General features: G+C 48.2%; 14 protein-coding genes, 3 rRNA genes and 2 riboswitches. Of the genes, 2 read left to right on the top strand and 15 right to left on the bottom strand.

The window, feature by feature from the left end; genetic code table 11:
- Positions 1-109: 109 nt before the first annotated feature.
- Positions 110-211, bottom strand: a riboswitch (purine riboswitch).
- Positions 212-481: 270 nt separating this feature from the next.
- The 4 genes from MHI14_RS30735 to MHI14_RS30720 all read right to left on the bottom strand — a co-directional run bounded on the left by MHI14_RS30735 (position 482) and on the right by MHI14_RS30720 (position 3,916).
- On the bottom strand, positions 482-916 hold the full coding sequence (locus tag MHI14_RS30735) for a universal stress protein (RefSeq protein ID WP_047840488.1): 435 nt from the start codon (positions 914-916) through the stop codon (positions 482-484).
- Positions 917-1,094: 178 nt separating this feature from the next.
- A complete protein-coding gene (locus MHI14_RS30730) occupies positions 1,095-1,358 on the bottom strand; it encodes a DUF1294 domain-containing protein (protein ID WP_017690702.1) in 264 nt (87 codons plus the stop codon).
- A 125-nt stretch (positions 1,359-1,483) separates the two neighbouring features.
- Complete coding sequence (locus MHI14_RS30725; RefSeq protein WP_017690703.1) at positions 1,484-1,621, bottom strand: hypothetical protein; 138 nt, start codon at positions 1,619-1,621, stop codon at positions 1,484-1,486.
- A gap of 165 nt (positions 1,622-1,786) precedes the next feature.
- Positions 1,787-3,916: a DNA topoisomerase III gene (locus tag MHI14_RS30720; protein WP_341131999.1), complete on the bottom strand. Its 2,130-nt coding sequence runs from the start codon at positions 3,914-3,916 to the stop codon at positions 1,787-1,789.
- Positions 3,917-4,287: 371 nt separating this feature from the next.
- Here MHI14_RS30720 and MHI14_RS30715 point away from each other — a divergent pair, with 371 nt between their 5' ends.
- Complete coding sequence (locus MHI14_RS30715; protein WP_341131998.1) at positions 4,288-6,222, top strand: amidase family protein; 1,935 nt, start codon at positions 4,288-4,290, stop codon at positions 6,220-6,222.
- A gap of 174 nt (positions 6,223-6,396) precedes the next feature.
- Here MHI14_RS30715 and MHI14_RS30710 read toward each other — a convergent pair whose 3' ends face one another.
- The 8 genes from MHI14_RS30710 to guaA form a co-directional block, all read right to left on the bottom strand.
- Positions 6,397-7,404: a ketoacyl-ACP synthase III gene (locus tag MHI14_RS30710; protein WP_339312102.1), complete on the bottom strand. Its 1,008-nt coding sequence runs from the start codon at positions 7,402-7,404 to the stop codon at positions 6,397-6,399.
- Between the two features lie 337 nt (positions 7,405-7,741).
- Complete coding sequence (locus MHI14_RS30705) at positions 7,742-9,247, bottom strand: alpha/beta hydrolase family protein (protein ID WP_341131997.1); 1,506 nt, start codon at positions 9,245-9,247, stop codon at positions 7,742-7,744.
- Positions 9,248-9,470: 223 nt separating this feature from the next.
- Positions 9,471-9,587: ribosomal RNA gene (gene rrf, locus MHI14_RS30700) — 5S ribosomal RNA — on the bottom strand.
- A 75-nt stretch (positions 9,588-9,662) separates the two neighbouring features.
- Positions 9,663-12,590 (bottom strand): 23S ribosomal RNA (locus MHI14_RS30695).
- A 306-nt stretch (positions 12,591-12,896) separates the two neighbouring features.
- Positions 12,897-14,449: ribosomal RNA gene (locus MHI14_RS30690) — 16S ribosomal RNA — on the bottom strand.
- The 16S, 23S and 5S rRNA genes sit together here, the layout of an rRNA operon.
- A gap of 775 nt (positions 14,450-15,224) precedes the next feature.
- On the bottom strand, positions 15,225-16,601 hold the full coding sequence (locus tag MHI14_RS30685) for an NCS2 family permease (RefSeq protein WP_036614057.1): 1,377 nt from the start codon (positions 16,599-16,601) through the stop codon (positions 15,225-15,227).
- A gap of 171 nt (positions 16,602-16,772) precedes the next feature.
- Positions 16,773-16,872: riboswitch (purine riboswitch) on the bottom strand.
- 401 nt (positions 16,873-17,273) lie between these two features.
- The gene (locus MHI14_RS30680; protein WP_341131996.1) at positions 17,274-17,525 is read right to left on the bottom strand and encodes a hypothetical protein; all 252 of its coding nucleotides are present in this window, start codon (positions 17,523-17,525) and stop codon (positions 17,274-17,276) included.
- A 241-nt stretch (positions 17,526-17,766) separates the two neighbouring features.
- Positions 17,767-19,305 (bottom strand): glutamine-hydrolyzing GMP synthase, encoded by a 1,539-nt coding sequence (guaA, locus tag MHI14_RS30675; protein WP_091039079.1) that lies wholly within the window; start codon positions 19,303-19,305, stop codon positions 17,767-17,769.
- A 174-nt stretch (positions 19,306-19,479) separates the two neighbouring features.
- Between guaA and MHI14_RS30670 the strand changes: the two genes are divergently transcribed.
- Positions 19,480-19,644: a hypothetical protein gene (locus MHI14_RS30670; RefSeq protein ID WP_341131995.1), complete on the top strand. Its 165-nt coding sequence runs from the start codon at positions 19,480-19,482 to the stop codon at positions 19,642-19,644.
- 43 nt (positions 19,645-19,687) lie between these two features.
- On the opposite strand, the gene MHI14_RS30665 is transcribed toward MHI14_RS30670, so the two are convergent.
- From MHI14_RS30665 to MHI14_RS30655, 3 genes are read right to left on the bottom strand one after another with little or no spacing between them, the layout of a single operon-like run.
- Positions 19,688-22,051 carry a transglutaminase-like domain-containing protein gene (locus MHI14_RS30665; protein WP_341131994.1) on the bottom strand — a complete coding sequence of 788 codons (2,364 nt, stop codon included), beginning with the start codon at positions 22,049-22,051 and terminating at the stop codon, positions 19,688-19,690.
- Positions 22,038-23,303: a DUF58 domain-containing protein gene (locus MHI14_RS30660; RefSeq protein ID WP_341131993.1), complete on the bottom strand. Its 1,266-nt coding sequence runs from the start codon at positions 23,301-23,303 to the stop codon at positions 22,038-22,040. The genes MHI14_RS30665 and MHI14_RS30660 overlap by 14 nt, the downstream gene beginning before the upstream one ends.
- Positions 23,300-24,289 carry an AAA family ATPase gene (locus tag MHI14_RS30655; protein ID WP_341131992.1) on the bottom strand — a complete coding sequence of 330 codons (990 nt, stop codon included), beginning with the start codon at positions 24,287-24,289 and terminating at the stop codon, positions 23,300-23,302. The genes MHI14_RS30660 and MHI14_RS30655 overlap by 4 nt, the downstream gene beginning before the upstream one ends.
- Positions 24,290-24,318 lie beyond the last annotated feature (29 nt).

Here is a 24,318-nt window from a genome sequence, read left to right as displayed (position 1 = left end):
TACCCGCGAAAACATCACATTTTCTCCGGACACCGGACTCCAAGAAATACGTATCCCTCATTTGGGCATGCCAAAAGGGGGCTTGCTGTCCGCATCTGGTTGCATGCGACTCTCAGCCGTATCTCCTCGTAGTCCGGAAATTTACGGTTCCCGGGTAGATACTTCCGGGCCCTATTCCCGGCGTTATACGAGCAAATATCTATCAAACTATCTTCGTTCATTTTGGTAATCTCTTATTACACATTTCGTTCCTACTCGACCTTATTCTTACCTGATCGACACATCTAACATTCTAACAATCCCCTACAGCTAATGTCAACTTAAAGACGAACATTTAACATATTGACAAATATAATGTTCGGGAATTGCTTCATTAAATTCGGTTAGCCATCCATTTCATCCCATAAAAGAAAGCCGGCTCCTCTTCAATCTCTCGAAGACAACCGGCTTCCTGCTTTTCAGTGCGTACACACTTCATCCATTATTTTACGATCAGTACTGGAACCTGAGCATGCTGCACCACATTGTGACTGACACTACCCAGGACAAATTCCCGAATTCCACCGAGTCCGCGGCTACCAATAATAATGATATCAGAATCATTTTCTTTGGCAAAATCAAGCAACACTTCCGCAGCCGCTCCTTGAATCAGATCCACATTGGCCGTTACACCAGCAGCCTGAATTCGCTCTTTCGCTTCATCTGTTGTCTGCACCGCCAGATTGTAGTAGTCATTATTAAGTGAAGGTGGCAGTGGAGCCAACCCCTCACCGATGAATACACGCGGGAAATCAAAAGCATGAATGACATCCAGTACTGCATTTGGGGACACTTTCGCTAGCTCAATCGCACGATCAAGTGCTTTATTTGAAGCTTTGGAACCATCATAAGCCACTAATATTTTGGAAAATAACATGTGAATCCCGTCCCTTCCTTTATATGTAGAGCACGCGAAGCAAGCTTCGGTCTGACATGTAATTAACTAACAGAACCATATAACTCCTTAAACGTTCCGCAGCCACAATGAACCATTTATACGAATGAATTTACATATGAAACCCTACTATGAACGGTTACGCATGTGTTCCATGTATTCATTGAATAAAGTAACCATAGATTACCGCATTCAGGAACAACAACAACGGAATACCAATGGTGAAGCTGGGATGTTTGGTCTTATGCCTTTTCCGATACATCGCGATCCAGACTCCCAAAGCACCGCCAATAAACGCAAGCAAGAATAACGTCCGTTCGGGTGTACGGTCACGACGCTGTTGTGCACGCCTCTTATCATCCGACATCACCAGATAACCAACTACATTAATAAATAAAAACCACAATATAAGTCCGGTTTGCATATAATTCTAGCGATCCCCCTGTCCCGGGACATCTCCCTGTCTCCATTATAGTCCTCATTCGAGACATGTTCAACGCACCGGGTAGGGAACCGGAAATTGGTGCATAAACGCTACCTCACTCTGACTTAGGACTCCTGTTTTGGAATTCCGTTCAGGCTTGGTGCTCTTTTGGCTGCTTTGTCCGGGCGCACAGCGATACTCTCTTCCCGAATACTGTCTTTGTTTTGCTGGTTATGGATTTTCTCTGGTTTGTTATGCGGCATATAGGTATCACCTCCTTGGCTTACGTTGCCTGAAAACGGAGGATCTTATACGACTTCACATAGATGAGTAGAGAAAAGTTATAATCAGTCCCTTTGGAGTAAATGAGTACATCATTCGCATAGCTCGTACCGCACGAAGTATTACCTCAACTACCCTCAAGCATGTTACTCTCCCTTTTTCTCCATAGCCGCCTTCAGCAGTTCACCCAGATTGGAACCGATGGACTCCTGCTTAGCATACTGTTTCACCAGCTTTTGCTGATCGCGTTTGTTCACATGCTGTTTGTCCTTATCCAATGTTTCTGTAATACCACAAGGAAGACATTGTACATATAACCCCGCCTTACCTTCTTTGATTTCCATCTTTTTGTGGCACTGGGCACAACGTCGGTTGGACAGTCTCTTCTCTGCCGAACGACGATATCCACAGTCCTCGGTAGGACATACAAGGAATTTACCGCGCTTGCCCTTCTTCTCCAGTAATCGTGCGTTACAGTCCGGGCAATGGCTATTGGACACATTATGTGGCTTGTACTCTGCTTTGCTGCCTTTTACCGTAGACACCAGCTCTTTGGCCATTGAACGAATACCATCCAGGAACGGTCCCGGTTTCCCTTGCCCACGGGCAATTCGCTCCAACTCAGCCTCCCAGCGAGCAGTCAGATCCGGTGTACGAAGCTGCGGGGCAGCCAGTTCAATCAACTGTTTCCCTTTGCCGGTTGGATGCATGCTGTTGCCTTGACGATCTATTGTGTCGGAACTGACCAGCTTCTCGATAATATCCGCCCGTGTAGCCGGAGTGCCAAGACCATGCTTTTCCATCTGGGAAAGCAAAGCGGCTTCGGTATACCGTTTGGGAGGCATCGTCCGTCCACTTTTAATATGGCAACGCTGAACCGTCACGGACTGTCCTTGCTGCACATCTGGCAAAAGCGCACGCTCATGGTCTGCTGCATCATCCACACGGTCATCGTCATCATCGCTGTAATCGCCGCCGTATACTTCACGCCATCCACTTTCTTTTACTGTTGTACCTTTGACATGGAAGGAATCGTCCCCCACTTGAACCGTGATCGCAACCGAATCGTACTTCGCTGCCGGATAAAATAGGCTGATAAAACGACGTACGATCAGATCGTACAATTTGCGTTCCTCCGGGTTCAATTGATTCAGAAGCACCGTTTGCTCCGTAGGGATAATTGCATGGTGATCAGTCACCTTGCTATCATCCACAATACGTTTGGTGATATTCAGATTTTTGCGCAGCAAAGGACGTGCCAAAGACGCATAAGGTCCAATGGCTACACTGTCCAGACGTTCTTTCAATGTAGCTGTCATATCCGAAGTCAGGTATCGGCTGTCCGTACGTGGGTACGTTACGAGCTTGTGCTGTTCATACAGACGTTGCAGGACATTTGATGTTTGCTTTGCAGAGAAACCATATTTCCGGTTGGCATCCCGTTGCAGTTCCGTCAGGTCATATGCCAGTGGATGTGGCTCCACCTTCTCGCTTTTCTTCACTTGGGCAATCGTGCCCTTGCGTCCATCTACCCGTTTCTTTAATTCCTGAGTTTCTTGAGGGTTGAAGATTCGCGAATCTCCTCCAGCCGCTCGCCACACAGCCTGAAAACCACCCAAATCTGCCGTTAACGTCTCATACTCCTGTGAGCGGAAACCGTTAATTTCATTTTCCCTGTCCATAATCATGCCTAATGTCGGGGTTTGTACCCGTCCAGCAGACAACTGCGCATTGAAACGAACGGTTAACGCACGGGTCACGTTAAGTCCAATCATCCAGTCGGCCTCCGCCCGGCAACGTGCAGATTCATAGAGACGGTCGAACTGACTGCCTGGCTTCAGCGAAGCAAATCCGTCTTTGATCGCCTTATCTGTCTGGGATGAAATCCACAGGCGTTTAAAAGGTTTTTTCCACCCCGCCATCTGCATGATCCAACGGGCTAGCAATTCTCCCTCACGTGCTGCATCCGTCGCAATGACCAGCTCGCCAACATCCTGACGCTTCATCAACTGCTGCACGGCTTTATATTGATGGTTGGTCTCTTTAAGTACCTTCAGTTTCGTACGCTCTGGCAGAATTGGCAGGTCCTCCAGATTCCATGTTGCATACTTCTTGTCGTAATCCTCCGGTTCAGCTAATCCAACCAGATGTCCAAGCGCCCAGGTAACGATATATTTCGGGCCTTCCATATAACTTTTATGTTTATCACGCGCCCCCATAACTCTGGCTATTTCGCGTGCTACAGACGGTTTTTCTGCGAGTACCAATGTCTTCACTTCATATCTCTTCCTCTCTGGTAGAACGTTATGTCTCTTTCATTCCTATCTTTTCATTATATCATTTCACACTAAAGGTATGCTCTGTCATCTCTACTTCTTACTCCACTCGCATCCTGTAACCTCATGTTTAATCAATATATCGAATTCGTGTTATATTTGTTAACACAAAAATGTGTAATAGTTTTTCTTAGCACATGTAAACAGAAGCATGAATAAGTATTAACACTGTAAAGTATTGATGTATACGTTTTTTTGGATAAATATAAACCTTGTAAGATTACCTAACATAACTATACAATGTGTCAAAAGCATAGAAACAGAATCGCTGCTACACACATCAATGAGACACAGGAAGGGAGCGTGGATGCATGACTTATCATGGATCTGTATTGAAAAAAAGTGGGGCTTTGTTACTGGCAGGAGCTGTTGTTGCCACAACATGGGGAGGAACGGTGCCTTCGGCATCAGCCGCAACGGCAACGCCCACGAGTAAAACAACAGTTGCTGCGGTATCTAAAGGCAAAGCGCCTGTTACTCCGGCAGCATTTGTTCAGGCCATGGAAGAAGCGGCTACACTTGCAGGTGTTCCTTTTACCATGGACAAGCTCTCCGGCACAACCGTACAACGTAAAGATGCTGCGGTCGCCCTGCAACAATGGCTCAAGCTGGATTCGACTACCGAATCATTCAAGGATGTTCCTGATGAAGCCACTTTCGCAGGTGCTGTTGGTGCATTGAACACTGCCGGATTGATGAAAGGCTATACGGAATCACTCTTCCTTCCAAACGCTGTACTTACCGAGAATGACCTCTCCATACTGAAAGACCGCATTTATAACTACATAAAACCGTTTGTCCTGGAGGAAGCAACCATTATGGATCTCCAGGCCGCAATGACGCAAGGAAAACTGACATCAAAAGAACTGGTTCAGAAATATCTGGACCGCATTGAAAAATACGATGATCAAGGTGTAAGCATCAACGCGGTATTAACCCTGAACCCGGATGCACTCCAAATTGCGGAGCAATTGGATGAAGAACGTGCAGCTCAAGGTGCTCGTGGACCTCTGCATGGCGTTCCGATTCTGATGAAAGACAATTTCGATACCAACGATATGCCGACAACCGCAGGCTGTATCTGTCTGAAAGATTCAGTCCCTGCTCACGATGCTGAACAAGTGAAGAAACTCAAAGCAGCTGGCGCTATTATTTTGGGCAAAACAAACCTGCATGAATTCGCATTTGGCATCACAACATCCAGCTCATTGGGCGGACAAACATTGAACCCATACGCTCTGGACCACTATCCAGGTGGCTCAAGCGGCGGAACAGGTGCTGCCATTGCATCTAACTTTGCCGCAGCCGGCATGGGTACAGACACTGGCGGTTCGATCCGAATCCCTTCCAGCTTCAACAGCCTTGTGGGTATCCGCCCAACCATCGGACTGTCCAGCCGTGAAGGCATTATCCCATTGGCTTTGACACAGGATGTCGGTGGACCTATGGCTCGTACCGTAAGTGATGCCGCAATCATGCTCGATGCTACAGCCGGCTATGACAAGAAAGATGTCGCTACAGCTTACGCGGTTGGAAAAATCCCTTCCAGCTATACAGACTTCTTGGATGTAAACGGACTGAAAGGTGCACGCATCGGTGTGGCCACAGAACTCATTCCAAGTACCAAAGCTGAAGAAAAAGCCGTTGCTGACGTCATCAACAAAGCTGTAGAAGAACTGAAGTCACTTGGCGCTACCGCAGTTCCAATTTCTATCCCGAACTTGGCTGAGATCAACAAATACCCAAGCCTTAGTGGATATGAATTCAAGTTCCAGCTGAATGACTATCTGGAGTCATTGGGTGCAGATGCTCCATATCACAGTCTGTCCGAGATCATTGCTTCCGGAGAGTTTGATAAGTCACAAGAACAATCCATGAAGACTCGAGATGCACGCCAAACCCTCGAGACTACGGAATATAAGGACATCGTCCTGAAACGTACCCAAGTTACACGTGAGTCCTTGCTGAAAGTAATGGCAGATAATAATCTGGATGCCATCATCTATCCTACGTCCACACAAGCCGCTGGTGTTATTGGCGAAGGACAAAACTCCGGTGGTAACAACCGATTGAGTCCATTCTCCGGCTTCCCGGCGATCACGGTCCCTGCTGGTTTCACAACCGATGGTTTGCCTGTAGGCATGGAATTCCTGGGTCGTGCCTTTGATGAAGGAACCTTGATCAAGCTGGCTTACAGCTACGAACAAGGTACACATCACCGCCAAGCGCCTAAGCTTACGCCGTAAAATATTTATGGGATTAAGTAATTCCAGTTAACACAAAAAATAGATGCAATCATATCACTTTTTTTGAAACGAGTTAACCTACTAAAGAGACCACCCTCTTCATGACTGCATGAAGTTTGGGTGGTCTCTTTTTTTTCTCTATTTATTTTTGTGTTGCATACCGTCGTTTGTTACTCATTCCTGAACCTTGTCAGGCACGCCCCATTTCAGCACCAGACCTGCGTACGTCAGACCACCACCAAAGCCAAAGAGAGCTACGCTCTGTCCTTCTTTCAATTTCCCTTCATCCACTGCAAGCTGTAAAGCAAGCGGAATGGAAGCAGCAGATGTGTTCCCACGATACTCCACACTGGTTAAGGTTCGTTCCAAAGGAACCGGACCACGTTCGCAAACAGCCTCAATCATTCTCATATTGGCACTATGCGGGACAAACCAGTCAATCTGGTCAGGGCTTAATTCAGCTTTCGTTATCAGCTTATCCAATTGCTCTGGGATCGTCCGTACAGCCCACTTATAAATCTCTCGCCCATTCTGAACAAGGCATCCCTCACCCTGTAAAGGCACACCATTCATCTCAGAAGACAAGCCACTCTTATAGAGATGTACACCGCCTTCTCCATGTGTACCTGATATGGCTGCCATAAAGTCACCTTCAGCACCCGATGATTTCTCCACCAAGAAGGCCCCCGCTCCATCACCAAACAGGACACAAGTCGTGCGGTCTGTGTAATCTGTAATTTTGGATAATGTCTCTGCTCCAATAACCAGTACTTTGCGGTACATTCCACTGGTCACCAGACTGTCGGCTAGCTGTAGTCCGTAGGTAAAACCTGCGCATGCAGCATTTAAATCCAGTACGCCCGTGTGTGGGATCTTAAGATTAGCCTGTACTCTGGATGCCGTACTTGGGAAAGCATATTCAGGTGTACTTGTAGCCACAAGGATCATATCCACATCTTCTACACTTACATCATAACGACGTATCATATCTTCTACAGCCTTCGTAGCCAGGTCAGATACAAATTGATCTTCAGCTGCAATTCGCCGTTCTCTCATGCCTGTACGTTGCACAATCCATTCGTCACTTGTCTCGACTAATTTCTCCAGATCAGCATTCGTTAATATTCGATCCGGTACATACGTCCCCATTGCCGTGATGGTTGCCTTTGATTGATGCTTCATACCGGTAGTCACCTCACTTGTTTTTTACCATTATAGCACTAAGTCTTAGTACTTGGTACTAATTTTTTTATAATCTTTACTCGATTTATACTTGGAATCAGCATTACTTTTATCTGCGTGAAGAGATGTTTCTGAACCATTACCCTATTTACGAGCTTTCTATAGACACTTAGTCCTTATATAAGGGTTACATCAGTCGAATTAAGAATTTCAAGTTAAGGTGAACCTCAATAACGGGGACGGCGGATTGACATTTCTGCTAGCTACGTTTGAAGAAACGGATACAAAATCATATAAAAAAAACAGGTTGTCGCAATATTGACAACCTGTTCCATAATTATAATAGTGGGGTTATGAACTTCACTTCCGGGAACCGACTATCGGGTCCGTTCATTAAGTTTCCGCTCTTTTCTTTCAGATACATATCAAAGAAATCCAGCATATAGGAATTAATAATGAAATTCGCTCTTTCGGGCGCAATCTTCCCTGTAATACCCAGAATTTTGAAAATTGGAGAAATGAAATGCACGTCTGTAAAATTTAAATGCTCCGCATTATCGATATATAGAACTTGTCCCCCTGCGGCAACTGTTTTACGCATCCGATCAAGCTCCAACTTTTTGTCTTTCCTTTCTTGATCCACCCACTCTCTTGTATTACCCATACGTTCAAGTTCAGCATCCGTGTAGACTCGGTGATCGATCAACATTTTTAATTTTTCGTATACACTTTCCGAGTTCATGAACAAAATCGGCTTCCGCAAGCCCTCTTTGTCATGCAGACCATAAAGTCCTCCATCAAGGTCTATCCCAGCTGTTATTCGTGGATCGTAAGAAGCATCATAGGCCGTCGCTCCTCCAATGGAATGACCGAACACTCCGATATGCCCCAGATCCACCCTCCCTTTTAGCTGACTTGGAATTTTCCCCGATTGGATCAGTTCGAATTGGTCCAGCGCAAACACCACATCATCGGTTAACACTTTTCCCAACTCGTCACGTTGTTCTCTTTCTGTTCTATAATCATGTTCGGGTGAAAACAAATCGCTGGTTGTATTGGTCGTGATTTGACCATCCGGAAACTCGGTTGCAAATGTATTATAGGTGTGGTCGATCACTGCCACGATATATCCATGACTCGCAAGATTTTCGGCTTGTGACGTGTGAAGAAACCTGGAGGAACCAAAGCCGGGATTTGCAAGAATCAATGGGTACGAGGCCTGAGCCGATGAGACTTCAGTCGCCAAGTAAGCATGACTGGATACATACTTCAGGTGTTGAAACGTAAACCCGGGAAGGCCATAACTCTCCGCCATATAAGATAAGATTCGGGGAGTAGGGATAAACGGAGTATACTTTCCAGTACCAGCTTCAGCCGGATACCACACCTGAACCATCAATTCTCTCTTGCCTGTCTCTGATTTCCCGAATGTCTCCTCCCGGTGTGGATCGACGAAATGAAAGACTTGCGTGCCTACTTTTAACTTGCCAGTTGGTGCTGGAAGGTCAAAAACCGGAAACACATAGTGGAAACAGACTGTGGCAATCAGCCCAATTGCAATAAAAAGGGGAGCAAGTACTCTAGGAATTCGGGAGACTGGCCGCACGCCTTTCTGCGTTCGAACAACTTTTATAAGAGAAAACATAAACATCAGGGTCGCAAATCCGTATAAAAATACAAGCTGAATCCTGTATCCTTCAACAAGCAAATGTATCACTAAAAAAATGAATCCGACTCCGCTTGTCAGGAGCAAAGCTGTTCTTCGTATACGTTGATTGGGAATGAACAACAATGCCAATAAACAAACACTTGAGAAGAATAATAAAATTTCAATAAACCTCACGCCAACTCCCCCTGAAAATCAACCCCATCGATGGATAGGGTTAGTATACAGGAGCCACTAGATTGATTGTATTGATCTAACTTACAATTGCCTTACAACTGTGTAAGTTAAGTGAGAGGGCAATAATAAGAAAAAGCCCAACAAATGTGAGCTGTTCCTCTTTCATAAATCAAATTAGATAAAAAAAGACACACTCGATATCATCAAGTGTGTCTTCCTTGTTGCTTGGCGGCGTCCTACTCTCCCAGGACCCTGCGGTCCAAGTACCATCGGCGCTAGAGGGCTTAACGGTCGTGTTCGGGATGGGTACGTGTGGAACCCCTCCGCCATCGCCACCAAACGCGTAGCTTACATTTCAGAGTGTTGTTCTCTGAAAACTAGATTCGAAACGAAACATGCGATTTAGAACTTGCTATTGGATAAGCCCTCGACCGATTAGTACTGGTCAGCTCCATGCATTGCTGCACTTCCACCCCCAGCCTATCTACCTCGTCGTCTTCAAGGGGTCTTACATACTGGGAAATCTCATCTTGAGGGGGGCTTCACGCTTAGATGCTTTCAGCGTTTATCCCGTCCGTACATAGCTACCCAGCGGTGCTCCTGGCGGAACAACTGGTACACCAGCGGTACGTCCATCCCGGTCCTCTCGTACTAAGGACAGCTCCTCTCAAATTTCCTACGCCCACGACAGATAGGGACCGAACTGTCTCACGACGTTCTGAACCCAGCTCGCGTACCGCTTTAATGGGCGAACAGCCCAACCCTTGGGACCTACTTCAGCCCCAGGATGCGATGAGCCGACATCGAGGTGCCAAACCTCCCCGTCGATGTGGACTCTTGGGGGAGATAAGCCTGTTATCCCCAGGGTAGCTTTTATCCGTTGAGCGATGGCCCTTCCATGCGGTACCACCGGATCACTAAGCCCGACTTTCGTCCCTGCTCGACTTGTAGGTCTCGCAGTCAAGCTCCCTTATGCCTTTGCACTCTTCGAATGATTTCCAACCATTCTGAGGGAACCTTTGGGCGCCTCCGTTACTCTTTAGGAGGCGACCGCCCCAGTCAAACTGCCCACCTGACACTGTCCCCGCACCGGATTACGGTACCAGGTTAGAACCTAGATACGATCAGGGTGGTATCCCAACGTTGCCTCCACACAAGCTGGCGCTCATGTCTCTTAGGCTCCCACCTATCCTGTACAGATCGTACCCAAATTCAATATCAAGCTGCAGTAAAGCTCCATGGGGTCTTTCCGTCTTGTCGCGGGTAACCTGCATCTTCACAGGTATTAAAATTTCACCGGATCTCTCGTTGAGACAGCGCCCAAGTCGTTACGCCATTCGTGCGGGTCAGAATTTACCTGACAAGGAATTTCGCTACCTTAGGACCGTTATAGTTACGGCCGCCGTTTACTGGGGCTTCGGTTCACAGCTTCGGGATTACTCCCTAACCACTCCCCTTAACCTTCCAGCACCGGGCAGGCGTCAGCCCGTATACTTCGCCTTACGGCTTCGCACAGACCTGTGTTTTTGCTAAACAGTCGCTTGGGCCTTTTCACTGCGGCCCCCTCGTGCTATTCACACTACCGGGGCACCCCTTCTCCCGAAGTTACGGGGTCATTTTGCCGAGTTCCTTAACGAGAGTTCTTCCGCGCGCCTTAGAATACTCTTCTCGCCTACCTGTGTCGGTTTGCGGTACGGGCACCATCACCTGGCTAGAGGCTTTTCTTGGCAGTGTGAGATCATGACCTTCGCTACTACAATTTTCGCTCCCCATCACAGCTCAGCCTTACAATGTGCGGATTTGCCTACACATCAGCCTTACTGCTTAGACGGACATCCATCAGTCCGCGTCACTACCCTACTGCGTCCCCCCATTGCTCATAACGGCTTACGGTGGTACAGGAATTTCGACCTGTTGTCCTTCGACTACGCCTTTCGGCCTCGCCTTAGGTCCCGACTTACCCTGAGCGGACGAGCCTTCCTCAGGAACCCTTAGGCTTTCGGCGGATCAGATTCTCACTGATCTTTTCGTTACTCATACCGGCATTCTCACTTGTATAATGTCCAGCGCTCCTTACGGTACACCTTCAACCCTTATACAACGCTCCCCTACCCCTGATGCAAAGCATCAAGCCATAGCTTCGGTGGTGTGTTTAGCCCCGTTACATTTTCGGCGCAGAGTCACTCGACCAGTGAGCTATTACGCACTCTTTCAATGGTGGCTGCTTCTAAGCCAACATCCTGGTTGTCTGTGCAACTCCACATCCTTTCCCACTTAACACACACTTGGGGACCTTAGCTGATGGTCTGGGCTGTTTCCCTTTTGACAATGGATCTTAGCACTCACTGTCTGACTCCCGGAAGTAAGTCTATGGCATTCGGAGTTTGACTGAGCTTGGTAACCCTTGCGGGCCCCGCACCCAATCAGTGCTCTACCTCCACGACTCTGTTTTCCGAGGCTAGCCCTAAAGCTATTTCGGGGAGAACCAGCTATCTCCGAGTTCGATTGGAATTTCTCCGCTACCCCCACCTCATCCCCGCATTTTTCAACATGCGTGGGTTCGGGCCTCCAGTGCGTGTTACCGCACCTTCACCCTGGACAGGGGTAGATCACCCGGTTTCGGGTCTACGTCCACGTACTAAGTCGCCCTATTCAGACTCGCTTTCGCTGCGGCTCCGGCTCTTCACCTTAACCTTGCACGGGAACGTAACTCGCCGGTTCATTCTACAAAAGGCACGCCATCACCCCTAAAACGGGCTCTGACTTTTTGTAAGCACACGGTTTCAGGTTCTATTTCACTCCCCTTCCGGGGTGCTTTTCACCTTTCCCTCACGGTACTGCTTCACTATCGGTCGCTAGGAAGTATTTAGCCTTGGCAGATGGTCCTGCCGGATTCATACGGGGTTTCACGTGCCCCGCACTACTCGGGATCCGTCTCGGAGGGAACAGACTTTCAACTACAGGGCTTTTACCTTCTTTGGCGGGCCTTTCCAGACCTCTTCGCTTAACCGGTTCCTTTGTAACTCCATGTGAGACGTCCCACAACCCCAAAGAGCAAGCTCTCTGGTTTGGGCTTCTCCGCGTTCGCTCGCCGCTACTGACGGAATCACTATTGTTTTCTCTTCCTCAGGGTACTTAGATGTTTCAGTTCCCCTGGTATGCCTCTACATAACCTATGTATTCAGTTATGAGTAACTGGAAATTACCCCAGCTGGGTTTCCCCATTCGGACACCCCCGGATCAAAGCTTGCTTACAGCTCCCCGAGGCAGTTTCGTTGTTCGCCACGTCCTTCATCGGCTCCTAGCGCCTAGGCATCCTCCGTGTGCTCTTAGTAGCTTAACCATATCGCTCGTGTTCGAGCTGTCACTCCGCTTGGTTTGCTTGCGCAAATCCAAAAGTCGTTCCATTTCGATCACTCGCTCATGCAATCTACCTTATAAAAACACTTCACTTGTTTACACAAGATCAGCTTAAAGGAATGTTCTAATTCGCGTTTGTTTCGTTTCGATATCTAGTTTTCAAAGAACAAGCTCCATGCAAAAGCAAGCTGTTTGAGAGTTTGAGCTCTCAAAACTGAGCAACGAGTGAGTATTTTGTAGCTTAGCTACATATTTGAATGTTTCCGTTGCAGGAAACGATTCTCCATAGAAAGGAGGTGATCCAGCCGCACCTTCCGATACGGCTACCTTGTTACGACTTCACCCCAATCATCTATCCCACCTTCGGCGGCTGGCTCCTTGCGGTTACCCCACCGACTTCGGGTGTTATAAACTCTCGTGGTGTGACGGGCGGTGTGTACAAGACCCGGGAACGTATTCACCGCGGCATGCTGATCCGCGATTACTAGCAATTCCGACTTCATGCAGGCGAGTTGCAGCCTGCAATCCGAACTGAGACCGGCTTTGTTGGGATTGGCTCCATCTCGCGATTTCGCAGCCCGTTGTACCGGCCATTGTAGTACGTGTGTAGCCCAGGTCATAAGGGGCATGATGATTTGACGTCATCCCCACCTTCCTCCGGTTTGTCACCGGCAGTCTATCTAGAGTGCCCATCCGAAATGCTGGCAACTAAATATAAGGGTTGCGCTCGTTGCGGGACTTAACCCAACATCTCACGACACGAGCTGACGACAACCATGCACCACCTGTCTCCTCTGTCCCGAAGGAAAGGTACATCTCTGTACCGGTCAGAGGGATGTCAAGACCTGGTAAGGTTCTTCGCGTTGCTTCGAATTAAACCACATACTCCACTGCTTGTGCGGGTCCCCGTCAATTCCTTTGAGTTTCAGTCTTGCGACCGTACTCCCCAGGCGGAGTGCTTAATGTGTTAACTTCGGCACCAAGGGTATCGAAACCCCTAACACCTAGCACTCATCGTTTACGGCGTGGACTACCAGGGTATCTAATCCTGTTTGCTCCCCACGCTTTCGCGCCTCAGCGTCAGTTACAGCCCAGAGAGTCGCCTTCGCCACTGGTGTTCCTCCACATATCTACGCATTTCACCGCTACACGTGGAATTCCACTCTCCTCTTCTGCACTCAAGTCACCCAGTTTCCAGTGCGATCCGGGGTTGAGCCCCGGGATTAAACACCAGACTTAAATGACCGCCTGCGCGCGCTTTACGCCCAATAATTCCGGACAACGCTTGCCCCCTACGTATTACCGCGGCTGCTGGCACGTAGTTAGCCGGGGCTTTCTTCTCAGGTACCGTCACCTTGAGAGCAGTTACTCTCCCAAGCGTTCTTCCCTGGCAACAGAGCTTTACGATCCGAAAACCTTCATCACTCACGCGGCATTGCTCCGTCAGGCTTTCGCCCATTGCGGAAGATTCCCTACTGCTGCCTCCCGTAGGAGTCTGGGCCGTGTCTCAGTCCCAGTGTGGCCGATCACCCTCTCAGGTCGGCTACGCATCGTCGCCTTGGTGAGCCGTTACCCCACCAACTAGCTAATGCGCCGCAGGCCCATCCCCAAGTGACAGATTGCTCCGTCTTTCCAGTTTCCTTCAGGCGAAGAAAACAATTATTCGGTATTAGCTACCGTTTCCGGTAGTTGTCCCAAACTTGAGGGCAGGTTGCCTACGTGTTACTCACCCGTCCGCCGCTAACTATCAGAGAAGCAAGCTTCCCATCAAGTCCGCTCGACTTGCATGTATTAGGCATGCCGCCAGCGTTCGTCCTGAGCCAGGATCAAACTCTCCAATAAAGTATTGAAAAGAGCGATAAGCTCATTTTGAATCTGACGAGATTAAAAATCTCATTTGTGCTCCAGTCGATCCAAGCCAAGGCTTGTTTCAAACTTTCGCGTTCATTCTGCAAGCAGAATGTTTACTCACTCGTTGTTCAGTTTTCAAAGATCAAACTTGTTTTGTTACCGAATGTCGTTCTCTTCAGCAACTCTTATATAATATCATGTCCGAACCAACTTTGCAAGCTCTTTTTTCAAGTTTCTTTCGAAGCTTATTTCATTTGCTTGCCGCACCGTGTATCTTGTGTTTTTTTTGGCCGGAAATAGAATATACCATGTACAGTTATAGAACGCAAGTCTTTTTTCGGTAAACATTAAATTCTTATAAAATAAGTACCCTGTAGACCCTTTAACAAGTATCTCCTTATAGCCGGCTAAATGATACATCTGCGCACTAACTTTAATGATCGGAGTAATGAACTCACAAACGCAATAAGTTTTTTTATATGATCCTTAATCCAATTATAGAGAAACTCATCTTGTATACAGTACAGACTCATCACGTTATAGAAACTTATTAACCGATGACTTCATTGGATAAACAACCAACAGATCATAGAACATTATACTCATTCCTTCTATATAGAAGGAAAACATTTTTGAAATTCATTTTGCTCAAGAAAAGAATACAAAAAAAAAGCGAAAGCTCCGGGTTTGAATCCCGTGGCTTCCGCTCTTTCATATATAAGGTTACATACTTAACGCAGTATTGTTCATCACAACTATTGTACGCTTATTCCCCGCCAATAAATACGTATCGGCAGACTACAATGATCGCCAAGATCCACATGAGCCAGTGAATTTTCACTTTACGCTCTGTAACCAAGTTACTGAACACCGCCAGAATCACATAGGATACGATACCTGCGGAGATCCCGTTTGCGATTCCACCTGTGAAAGGCATCAATACAATGGTAAGGAACGCAGGGAAAGCTTGCAGGAAATCATCCCACTCAATGCTGCGCACTTGACTCATCATAAGCACACCCACGATGATCAATGCCGGAGCCGTCGCAGCGGATGGAACAACAAGCGCAAGCGGTGCGATAAACAGGGCCAAAATGAACAACAAACCTGTCGTTACCGAAGTCAGTCCTGTACGTCCACCCGCCTCAACGCCTGAAGCACTTTCAACGTATGCCGTAATGGTACTAGTACCCAGTGCAGCACCTGCGCTGACACCAACTGCATCGACGAGCATCGCTTTACCAATCGTTTTCTCGCCTTTTTTCTTATCCTTCATAATCCCCATACGTGTTGCAGTACCTACCATCGTACCAAACGTGTCGAACAATTCAACGAAGGTAAAGATGAAGATGATCTCGAACAATCCCAGACTGATGGCACCTTTCAAATCCAGTTGTCCAACTGCCAGATCACTGAAATTAGGCAACCAGCTTGCGCCTGAAAGACCACTCAGATTCGTAACTCCCATTGGAATACCAATCAGCGTTGTTGCTATGATCCCGATCAGCAGAGCGCCTTTGACGCGCATAACCATCAGTATAGCAATAAGGAGCAAACCAATCAGAGCCAGCAATGCATCGTGATGTGTTACAAAGTTGCCCAATGACAGGTTAAAACTGCTACCTGGAATCGGCTGACTCAGATCTGCGTCTGGTGCAACATTAACTGTTACAGCCACGAGATTAGCAAGTTTGAAACCGATAATGGTAATAAAGAGACCGATACCCACCGTAATGGCCATTTTGATCGACTGCGGAACTGCAACAAGCAGCATTTGCCGAATCTTTGTGACGGTCAAAATAATGAACACGATACCGGAAAGGAACACTGCTCCGAGAGCAGCCTGCCATGTAATCGCCCCATTCGAACTTAGAACGACAGTCATGAAGTACGCATTCAATCCCATACCTGGTGCAAGCGCGATCGGAATATTCACGAACAATCCCATAATAATAGTCATTAATCCGGCGCCGACGGCTGTTGCAAAGAATACTGCATTATCCGACATACCCGCTCCGGCTTGTCCCAAGAACAACGTATTTACAAAAAGAATGTAAGCCATTGTCATAAAGGTAGTAAGACCCGCAACAATCTCCGTTCTAACGTTTGTTCCGTTTTCTTTTAATTTAAAGAAACGATCCATAATTACTAACTCCCCCTTAGAGATGTTGAAGCCATATTGAAAAACGACAAATGACCCTGATGAAGATTCTTCACCCAGGGTTCAGCTGACAAGGAGTGGCATGATGCCTTTACTAAGAACAAAAAAAATTCTAATGTGCGTGATGTCCCCGCAATCATGTAGAATTCATGTGCTTAGCCTTCTCCTCTTCGTAGCCAGATCATTAGGGTGATCTCGTAGAGACTCCCGGGCCAATCCCCAGGATTATACGAATAAGTATGCGCTATTTGTTTGTTTCCCATCACTATTTTAGGAGGGCAGTATGTTTTTGTCAATGAGAAAAACGAATATTAATATCACCCTTTTATAATATCGTTCGTATTATTTAACAGATTGAACCAGTTCAGCGGTTTACAACCCAATTGAATACGCTTTTTTCGTTGAGATCTCAATGGAATATGTCCATTCTTTCATGGCGAAAGTTCCGCAGGATAACCTAAAAAGCTAGCCTGATCAAAGAGCAGAAGCGCTCTAATCAGGCTAGCTTATGTTTCTCATGCGTTTTAGCAATCAGGTGAATGATGATCTAGGAATAACGATGTCTCGTATTCCGAAGACTTATACTCATTAGGTATATGGAGCAATTTGCGACATGTTCCGGAGCTACTTTTTACCGGATCAGTCCTATGTTAATTATATCTCTGTCTGCGGAGTATCCTGTATATCTTGTTGTTCCTGATTTGTGTTTGTTGTTGTGTCAGAGGATAACTCCTGGTTTCTGGTCTGATCGGAAGAAGCATCCGTTGCCTCTAAGTTCACAAATGGAAAGTCCCCCGAACCGGAAGCCAGATCTTGCATACCTGAACCGCATCCTGCCAGCATCACCATCAGAAACGCACTTCCAATGCCCATCTTCCATTTGCTCATATAGTCGGTTTTACGCATACATTCAATTCTCCCTTCAGTAGACATATTGCCTTTAGTATGTACTTATTGTACAGGCCGGACCTGAAAGGATCATGAAGTCAACTTTAAAATGGGATTAATTTTGAGAGTGTACTATTTGTAAAAAAGTACCCAAATGAAAATTTTATCACAATTCACTTTATAAAAAAACGCCCTTTTATTTGCGAAATACCGCAGATAAAAGAGCATTTTTTATAATCTATCGTTAAGAGTCTATACCCTACTCCCACTCGATTGTTGCAGGTGGTTTGGATGTTACGTCATAGACGATACGGTTTACGTTATCAACTTCGTTAACAATCCGTACGGAGATTTTCTCCAGCACATCCCAAGGGATACGTGCCCAGTCCGCAGTCATACCGTCGATGGATGTTACAGCACGGATACCTACAGTGTAGGAATACGTACGCGCATCACCCATAACGCCGACACTCTTCATGTTAGGCAGGGCTGTGAAGTACTGCCAGATTTCACGGTCGAGACCGGCTTTGGCAATCTCTTCACGCAGGATGTAGTCTGAATCACGAACAATTTTAAGTTTCTCTTCAGTAACCTCACCAAGAACACGGATCGCAAGACCCGGACCAGGGAACGGCTGACGATGAACAATTTCGTCCGGCAGGCCACACTCGGTACCCACTTTACGTACTTCATCCTTGAACAGCGTGCTCAGCGGTTCGATCAGTTTGAAGTTCATGTCTTCAGGCAGACCGCCCACGTTGTGGTGAGATTTGATGGTCTGTGCAGTCGCTGTACCACTTTCCACGATGTCCGTGTACAGTGTACCTTGCGCCAGGAATGCAAAATCATCGAACTGCTTGGACTCTTCGTCAAATACGTAAATAAACTCGTTACCGATGATTTTACGTTTTTGTTCTGGATCATCCACGCCAGCCAGTTTGGACATAAAGCGCTCCTGTGCATCAATTTTGACCACTTTCATGTCGAATTTGCCGACAAATGTCTCCATTACACTTTCAGCTTCGCCTTTGCGCAGTAGACCGTGGTCGATAAACATACAAGTCAGTTGATCACCAATGGCTTTGTGAAGCAATGCAGCTACAACGGAAGAATCTACACCGCCGCTAAGCGCACATAGTACTTTACTGTCGCCAACTTTTTCACGAATGTCTTTGATGGTGTCATCGATGAATGTCTCCATCGTCCAGTTGCCTTCGCAACCACAGATTTCGAACAGGAAGTTACGAATCATGTCGTTACCACGAACAGAGTGACGTACCTCCGGATGGAACTGGACAGCATACAATTTACGCTCATCGTTGCTCATGGCAGCGATTGGCGCACTTTCCGTGCCTGCATCCAGTTTGAATCCTGGAGGAAGTGTAACCACGTGGTCACCGTGACTCATCCATACCGTATGTTCGCCTTCAATACCTTTTGCCAGTGTAGATCCAGCAGCAAACTCAAGGTCTGCTTTACCGTACTCTCGCTTCTCGGAACGTTCTACTTTACCTTCGAGCTGTTGGGCCATAAGCTGCATTCCGTAGCAGATACCGAAGATTGGCAAGCCCAGGTCATAAACACCTGGGTCCACGTGTGGAGCATTCTCAGCGTATACGCTGGACGGCCCACCTGAAAATACGATTCCTTTTGGTGCCATTTCTGCGATCTTCTCCGCCGGTGTGTTATACGGCAAAAGCTCGCTGTATACGCCAAGATCCCGGATTCTTCTGGCGATTAACTGGTTGTATTGGCCCCCAAAGTCAAGGACAACCACAATCTCATTCTGCTTATTCATAACCGTGCCTCCCTCAATTCAATGAAACTAATTATACGCAACGACAAAACATACCGTCAAGGAAAGGCGAAACTCCTTTTTTCGACATATCAAAACAGGATTACCAATTGCCTCTAAATATGAAATTTCGAATAGAAAAGCTTGGCAGCAAGATGCTGGTTCAAGTGTATGATCGTGGAAAGACGCCTCGTTCGCAGCACAGCGCGAAAGGCGTCTTATGTATGGCATGCAGCGATAAACCAAATGCTGCACAGTAAACATAGAATAGATGTGCCCGTGGTGATCATCATCCGTCAACAACCTGCCAAGCTGTCTCGGGGAGAGTATCGCGAGAGTTAAATCACGGCAGGTTGTGTGGCGTCCTTGTTGTAACATGCTTGTGTTACAACGTCTGCAACCGCCGGGCCAAACGAAGTGCCCGGCGCAGGAAGTCCAGACTGTCCGCGCGCAGCGGACGGTCTGGCCCGTACAGCAGCCGTTCCCAGTCGGCCGCAAACCGCGCGATGTCCGCGCCGTCCGCGCCTGCGGCCAAAGCCGGTGACGCTGCATATTCACGCAGCGTCATACCCGGCGGCCGCGGGCCGTACCGGCGCGCGAGCGCGGCCCAGACCGGAGCGGCGGCACCCAGCAGCCGCTCGCGGTCTGGAAAGCTGCTGCGCGGCCACGCCAGCAGCAGCCTGATCCGCAGCGCGGGGCGTAGCCGCCGCATGCGGACCAGAGCAGCGGCGCCCAACAGGGCCGCTGTCACAAGGGCTGCCGCGAGCCATGGCTCCGCGGCAATGGCCCGTGCGCGGGCGAGCAGCCATGCGCCCGCGTTAGCCAATCCGCCGCTCATATTCGGCGGATTCTCCGCAACAGGCTGCGGCCCGGCGAGTGCTGCGGCATCTTCGCCCGCGCCTTGCGCCATGGTGAAGCCTGGCGTGGCCTCAAACGGCATCCAGCCTGCACCCGGAAAATACACCTCTACCCAGGAATGTGCATCTCCCTGTGAAATCACATACTGACTGGGCACATCCGGGTCAGCCATTCCAGACCCAAAACCTTTAACCCAGCGTGCGGGGATGCCTTCCGAACGAAGTAACACAATCATAGCTGTGGAGAAATGATTGCAATACCCCTGCCGGGTGACGAATAGAAAATCGTCCACAAAATCTGTTCCTCGCGGTGGCATACGTGTATCCAACGTATACTCGGCATGAGCAGCCAGATAAGTCTTTACGGCTTGCACAGCGTCATAACGGGTCTCACTGCCTTGAATGATTTCCTTGGCAAGCGTCTGCACTCGACCAGGGAGTGATGCAGGCAATTGCAGATAGGTCCTCCGAATGGCTGCCGGATCTTTCCCTTTATTCGTTTCCTCAAGCAGACGTAACTGTTCAGCTGTTGCGACAGGAACCATGACGTCTGCCGAATAATTTTTAACTATCTTATCGTCCCCTGAGCTCGCGAGCCACAATGTTGCCGAATCGCGATTAGACAGCAAAGAAAACATGTTTTCCTGATTATCCTTGTTCTTATCCTGGAACGATACGTTGACCGGTATGCCCCCGGTAAAGAGTGGATTTGGTCCTTTCCACTCTCGCTGCATCGTAATGGTTTGGCGAATGCGACTCCAATAGGTTGGATTTTCCCAACCATCAGCACGCAGCATTCCGGATGGACTTGCCGTTTCGAAGCTTTGACCCGGGTCACTCCAAGTACTACCGTTATAATATGAACGGGTCTCCCCTCGCCAATACGTCACTTTTGGACTCTTCGCTATAAAAAAGATGGAATTCCCCTGCACCAACGGTGCTCCCATAGGCGCGTCCGCTGTGCTATATCCCGTGACTGCCGTTGCAGCAGGGATACTACTGTGCTGTGTATAACCTGCCCATCGAGCTATGCGTTCACCCATCTGTTCCAGAGATATGCGTTCCGGTTGAGGAATGGAAGCAAACTGGCCAGGTAACGCGGAGAGAAGCACCATACCTGCGGAAGCAACGATAGTTACTGCACTCCAACGGCCATAGGGGCTGCCGCGATAACTCGGAGTCGTGACTCCTGCATTGAGACGTAATAGCTGGAGCAGAGCCTGAATAAGAAAAGTCCATAGGACAGACCGTATTACAGAAGCATACACATCCAGCCCCGCAAAGGATTCAAGCAAAAGCAAATAGAGCAGTGTTGCACTGCCAAACAGCATAACGCTTCGACGTAACAATACGAGGGATTGCACAGAAGCCATGAGCATGCTCCAGCCGCACATCATGAACAAACCTCTCGTTTCTGTACTAATCGAGTGAAATCGCCAGTTATTTATAAAAGTGTCCATATCCGCTGAAAATATTCCCGGATAAGCGACCGCCCAACGGACAGGTTCACTTCCTCCGTACATCAGACATAGCGCAGCGAGTGCAATGAATAATCGGATTAGTACTCCGGTGATCCATCCTGTACGAATTAACCCCGCGAGCAACAATGCTCCCGTTAATCCCGCCATTACGGACAAGAACCGTTCACTGCCCTGCTGATCTGATGATGTAACAGGATATATCCACTCCAGAGACAGTATAAGTAAAATGGCCGAAATAACAATTTTGTACAGGATAGGTACGCTCACATAACCCTCATCCTTTATATCCGTCACAGAATTCTGGTTCACAGCTTTATATATGGAATGAGCCGATTCTATTCTCGTACGGTCCGTTGACTCTAAGTCGGCCACAGTGGAATTGGGTTGCTGGTTACCATTACGCTCCCACATCCGTTACCTCCACCTTTCCCAATGAAGATAACGCAACGTCTGTAACCGCATGGATCGGCACCCCGCTGTGACGAAGCCGCTCCAAACTTAAGCTGTCATATCTCAATCCATTCATCCATCTATCCGTTGATCCTAATTGGTTCTGGTTCGCTTCAGTCAGTTGCACCTCGACACGATAACCCGACCCGATTGCAGTTATGATCCATTCGGCCAGAACCGGGTCCATCTTGCCTGTGAGAACTACAATTCGCGACCCGCTCGCCAGTCCATCCAGCATCTCCGTTCGAAGCGAAACAGAGCCTGATTGTGTTTTGGATATTCGTGCCCCCGCTAACTTGTCTAGTCCATGATTCTCATCATCTGCATGGAACGGCCCATGTTGCCATTGATCTTGTGCATCATAGCTCTTATCGCCGCCTTCCATCCACAGATGATAAGGAATGTCATCCCGCTCAGCGGTATGAATCCAGCGGGCAGCTGCACGAACCACTCGTTCAAAAGCAGGTACATCCATGTTCTCCCGCTGAATTACGCCATAACCCGACGCGCCTTCATACACAAGGATGCCGAGCGAAGCTAGATCCGTGGTATCGGGCAGAAAGGTCTGAAGCTGTCCCGTTTTGGCTGTACTTTTCCAATGAACACGTCCCAGTGGGTCACCCTGCTGATATTCACGAAACTCAGGGCTACGGTTTCCCTGGCTATTTCTTCGCTCCGACAGAGTCCCTTCGATCATCGCTGCAAATTCTATCGAATCACCCTTCCCCCAAGCCGTTGCTTGAGGAACAACAATCAGGGGTGTACCTCCTGCGGTCTCTGCGGAGAGGGTATTCCAGCCAAACATATCCCCCCAGTACAATCTGCCCGTATCCCATCTGTAGACTCCTCTGCGTAACCCGGAACATTCATATTGATAGGAAAATTGTCGCCGTGTTCCCGGGAAAATCAATTTGCGATGAACACCTGCAGGTGTGTTCTCACACAGAACGATCCATAACAATGGAATACGGCAATTGAATTCCAGTTCGACAAGAACCCGTACCTGCTCGCCTGCCTCAATCCGGTTCGCGTGTATTTTCCGACGGATGTGAATACGCCGTGGTCTGAACCAATGGAGAAGCAGACCTCCTGTGAACATCAAGAAAGTTATAACGGATAGAAACAACGCCGCTTTGCCCCCATGCCACTGATACAAGGAAGCAAAAGCCACCACCAAGACAGCACTCACAATCCGTTGTCCCAGCGCAGTCATTGCCTCCGTCCCCTTCCCTGTGATGCCATCTGTACAGGTACCGGGACCAATGATAAGGCTTCTTCAATGACTTGAATTTGCCCCCAAACCTCCGCTCTGTTCTGGGCCTTCAATTGAATACGGTGGGAAAGGACAGGCACAGCTACCTCTTTCACATCATCCGGAATGACATAACTGCGTCCTTGAAGATAGGCAAATGACTGTGCCGCAGCCATCCAGGCCAGTGTTCCACGGGGACTGATGCCCAATCTGACCGCCGGAAGGCTGCGAGAGGCTACAGCAACAGCCACCAGATACTGTTTGACGACCGGATCAACATGTACTTGTTTGACTTCACGCTGCATGGCTACGACTTCTTCAGCAAGCAGGACAGGGCGAAGTTCATCAAGCTCCTCTCTACCTTGTATGCGGGTTAACAATTCCAATTCCTGTTCCGGATCGGGATACCCCAGTCCAATCCTCATGATAAATCGATCCAACTGCGCTTCAGGCAGACGGTACGTACCCTCAAACTGTAACGGATTCTGTGTCGCCAGCAGAAAGAACGGGCGTGGCAAGGCATAGGTTGTGCCATCAACCGTAATACGTCGTTCCTCCATTGCCTCCAGCAGGGCAGACTGAGTGCGTGGTGAAGCGCGATTTATTTCATCAGCCAGGACAACGTTGGACATGACGGGTCCGGGCCGAAACTTGAATTCAGCTGTATGTGGATGATAGATTGAAGTGCCCGTAACATCTGCCGGCATGACATCGGACGTGAATTGAATCCGGCCCATGGAGCAGTCCAGTGCAGAAGCCACGGCACGAACCAGCATCGTTTTCCCGGTACCCGGCACATCTTCCAGAAGTACATGACCTCCACTGAGCATTGCAGTGAGGACATATCGAATCTCTGTTTTTTTGCCAATAATCACACTCTCAACACGCTTCATGACCCTGTTTAACAATTCAACAGCATGTTCATGTTCCATTCGTATATAAGACATTTCTCCTGATCTCCTTCCGTTCATCAGCA

The sequence above is a fragment of the Paenibacillus sp. FSL K6-2393 genome, from assembly GCF_038002545.1.
GTDB lineage: Bacteria > Bacillota > Bacilli > Paenibacillales > Paenibacillaceae > Paenibacillus.
The sequence above is the reverse complement of the archived record's forward strand: the minus strand, read 5'-3'. Positions and strand labels throughout refer to the sequence as shown.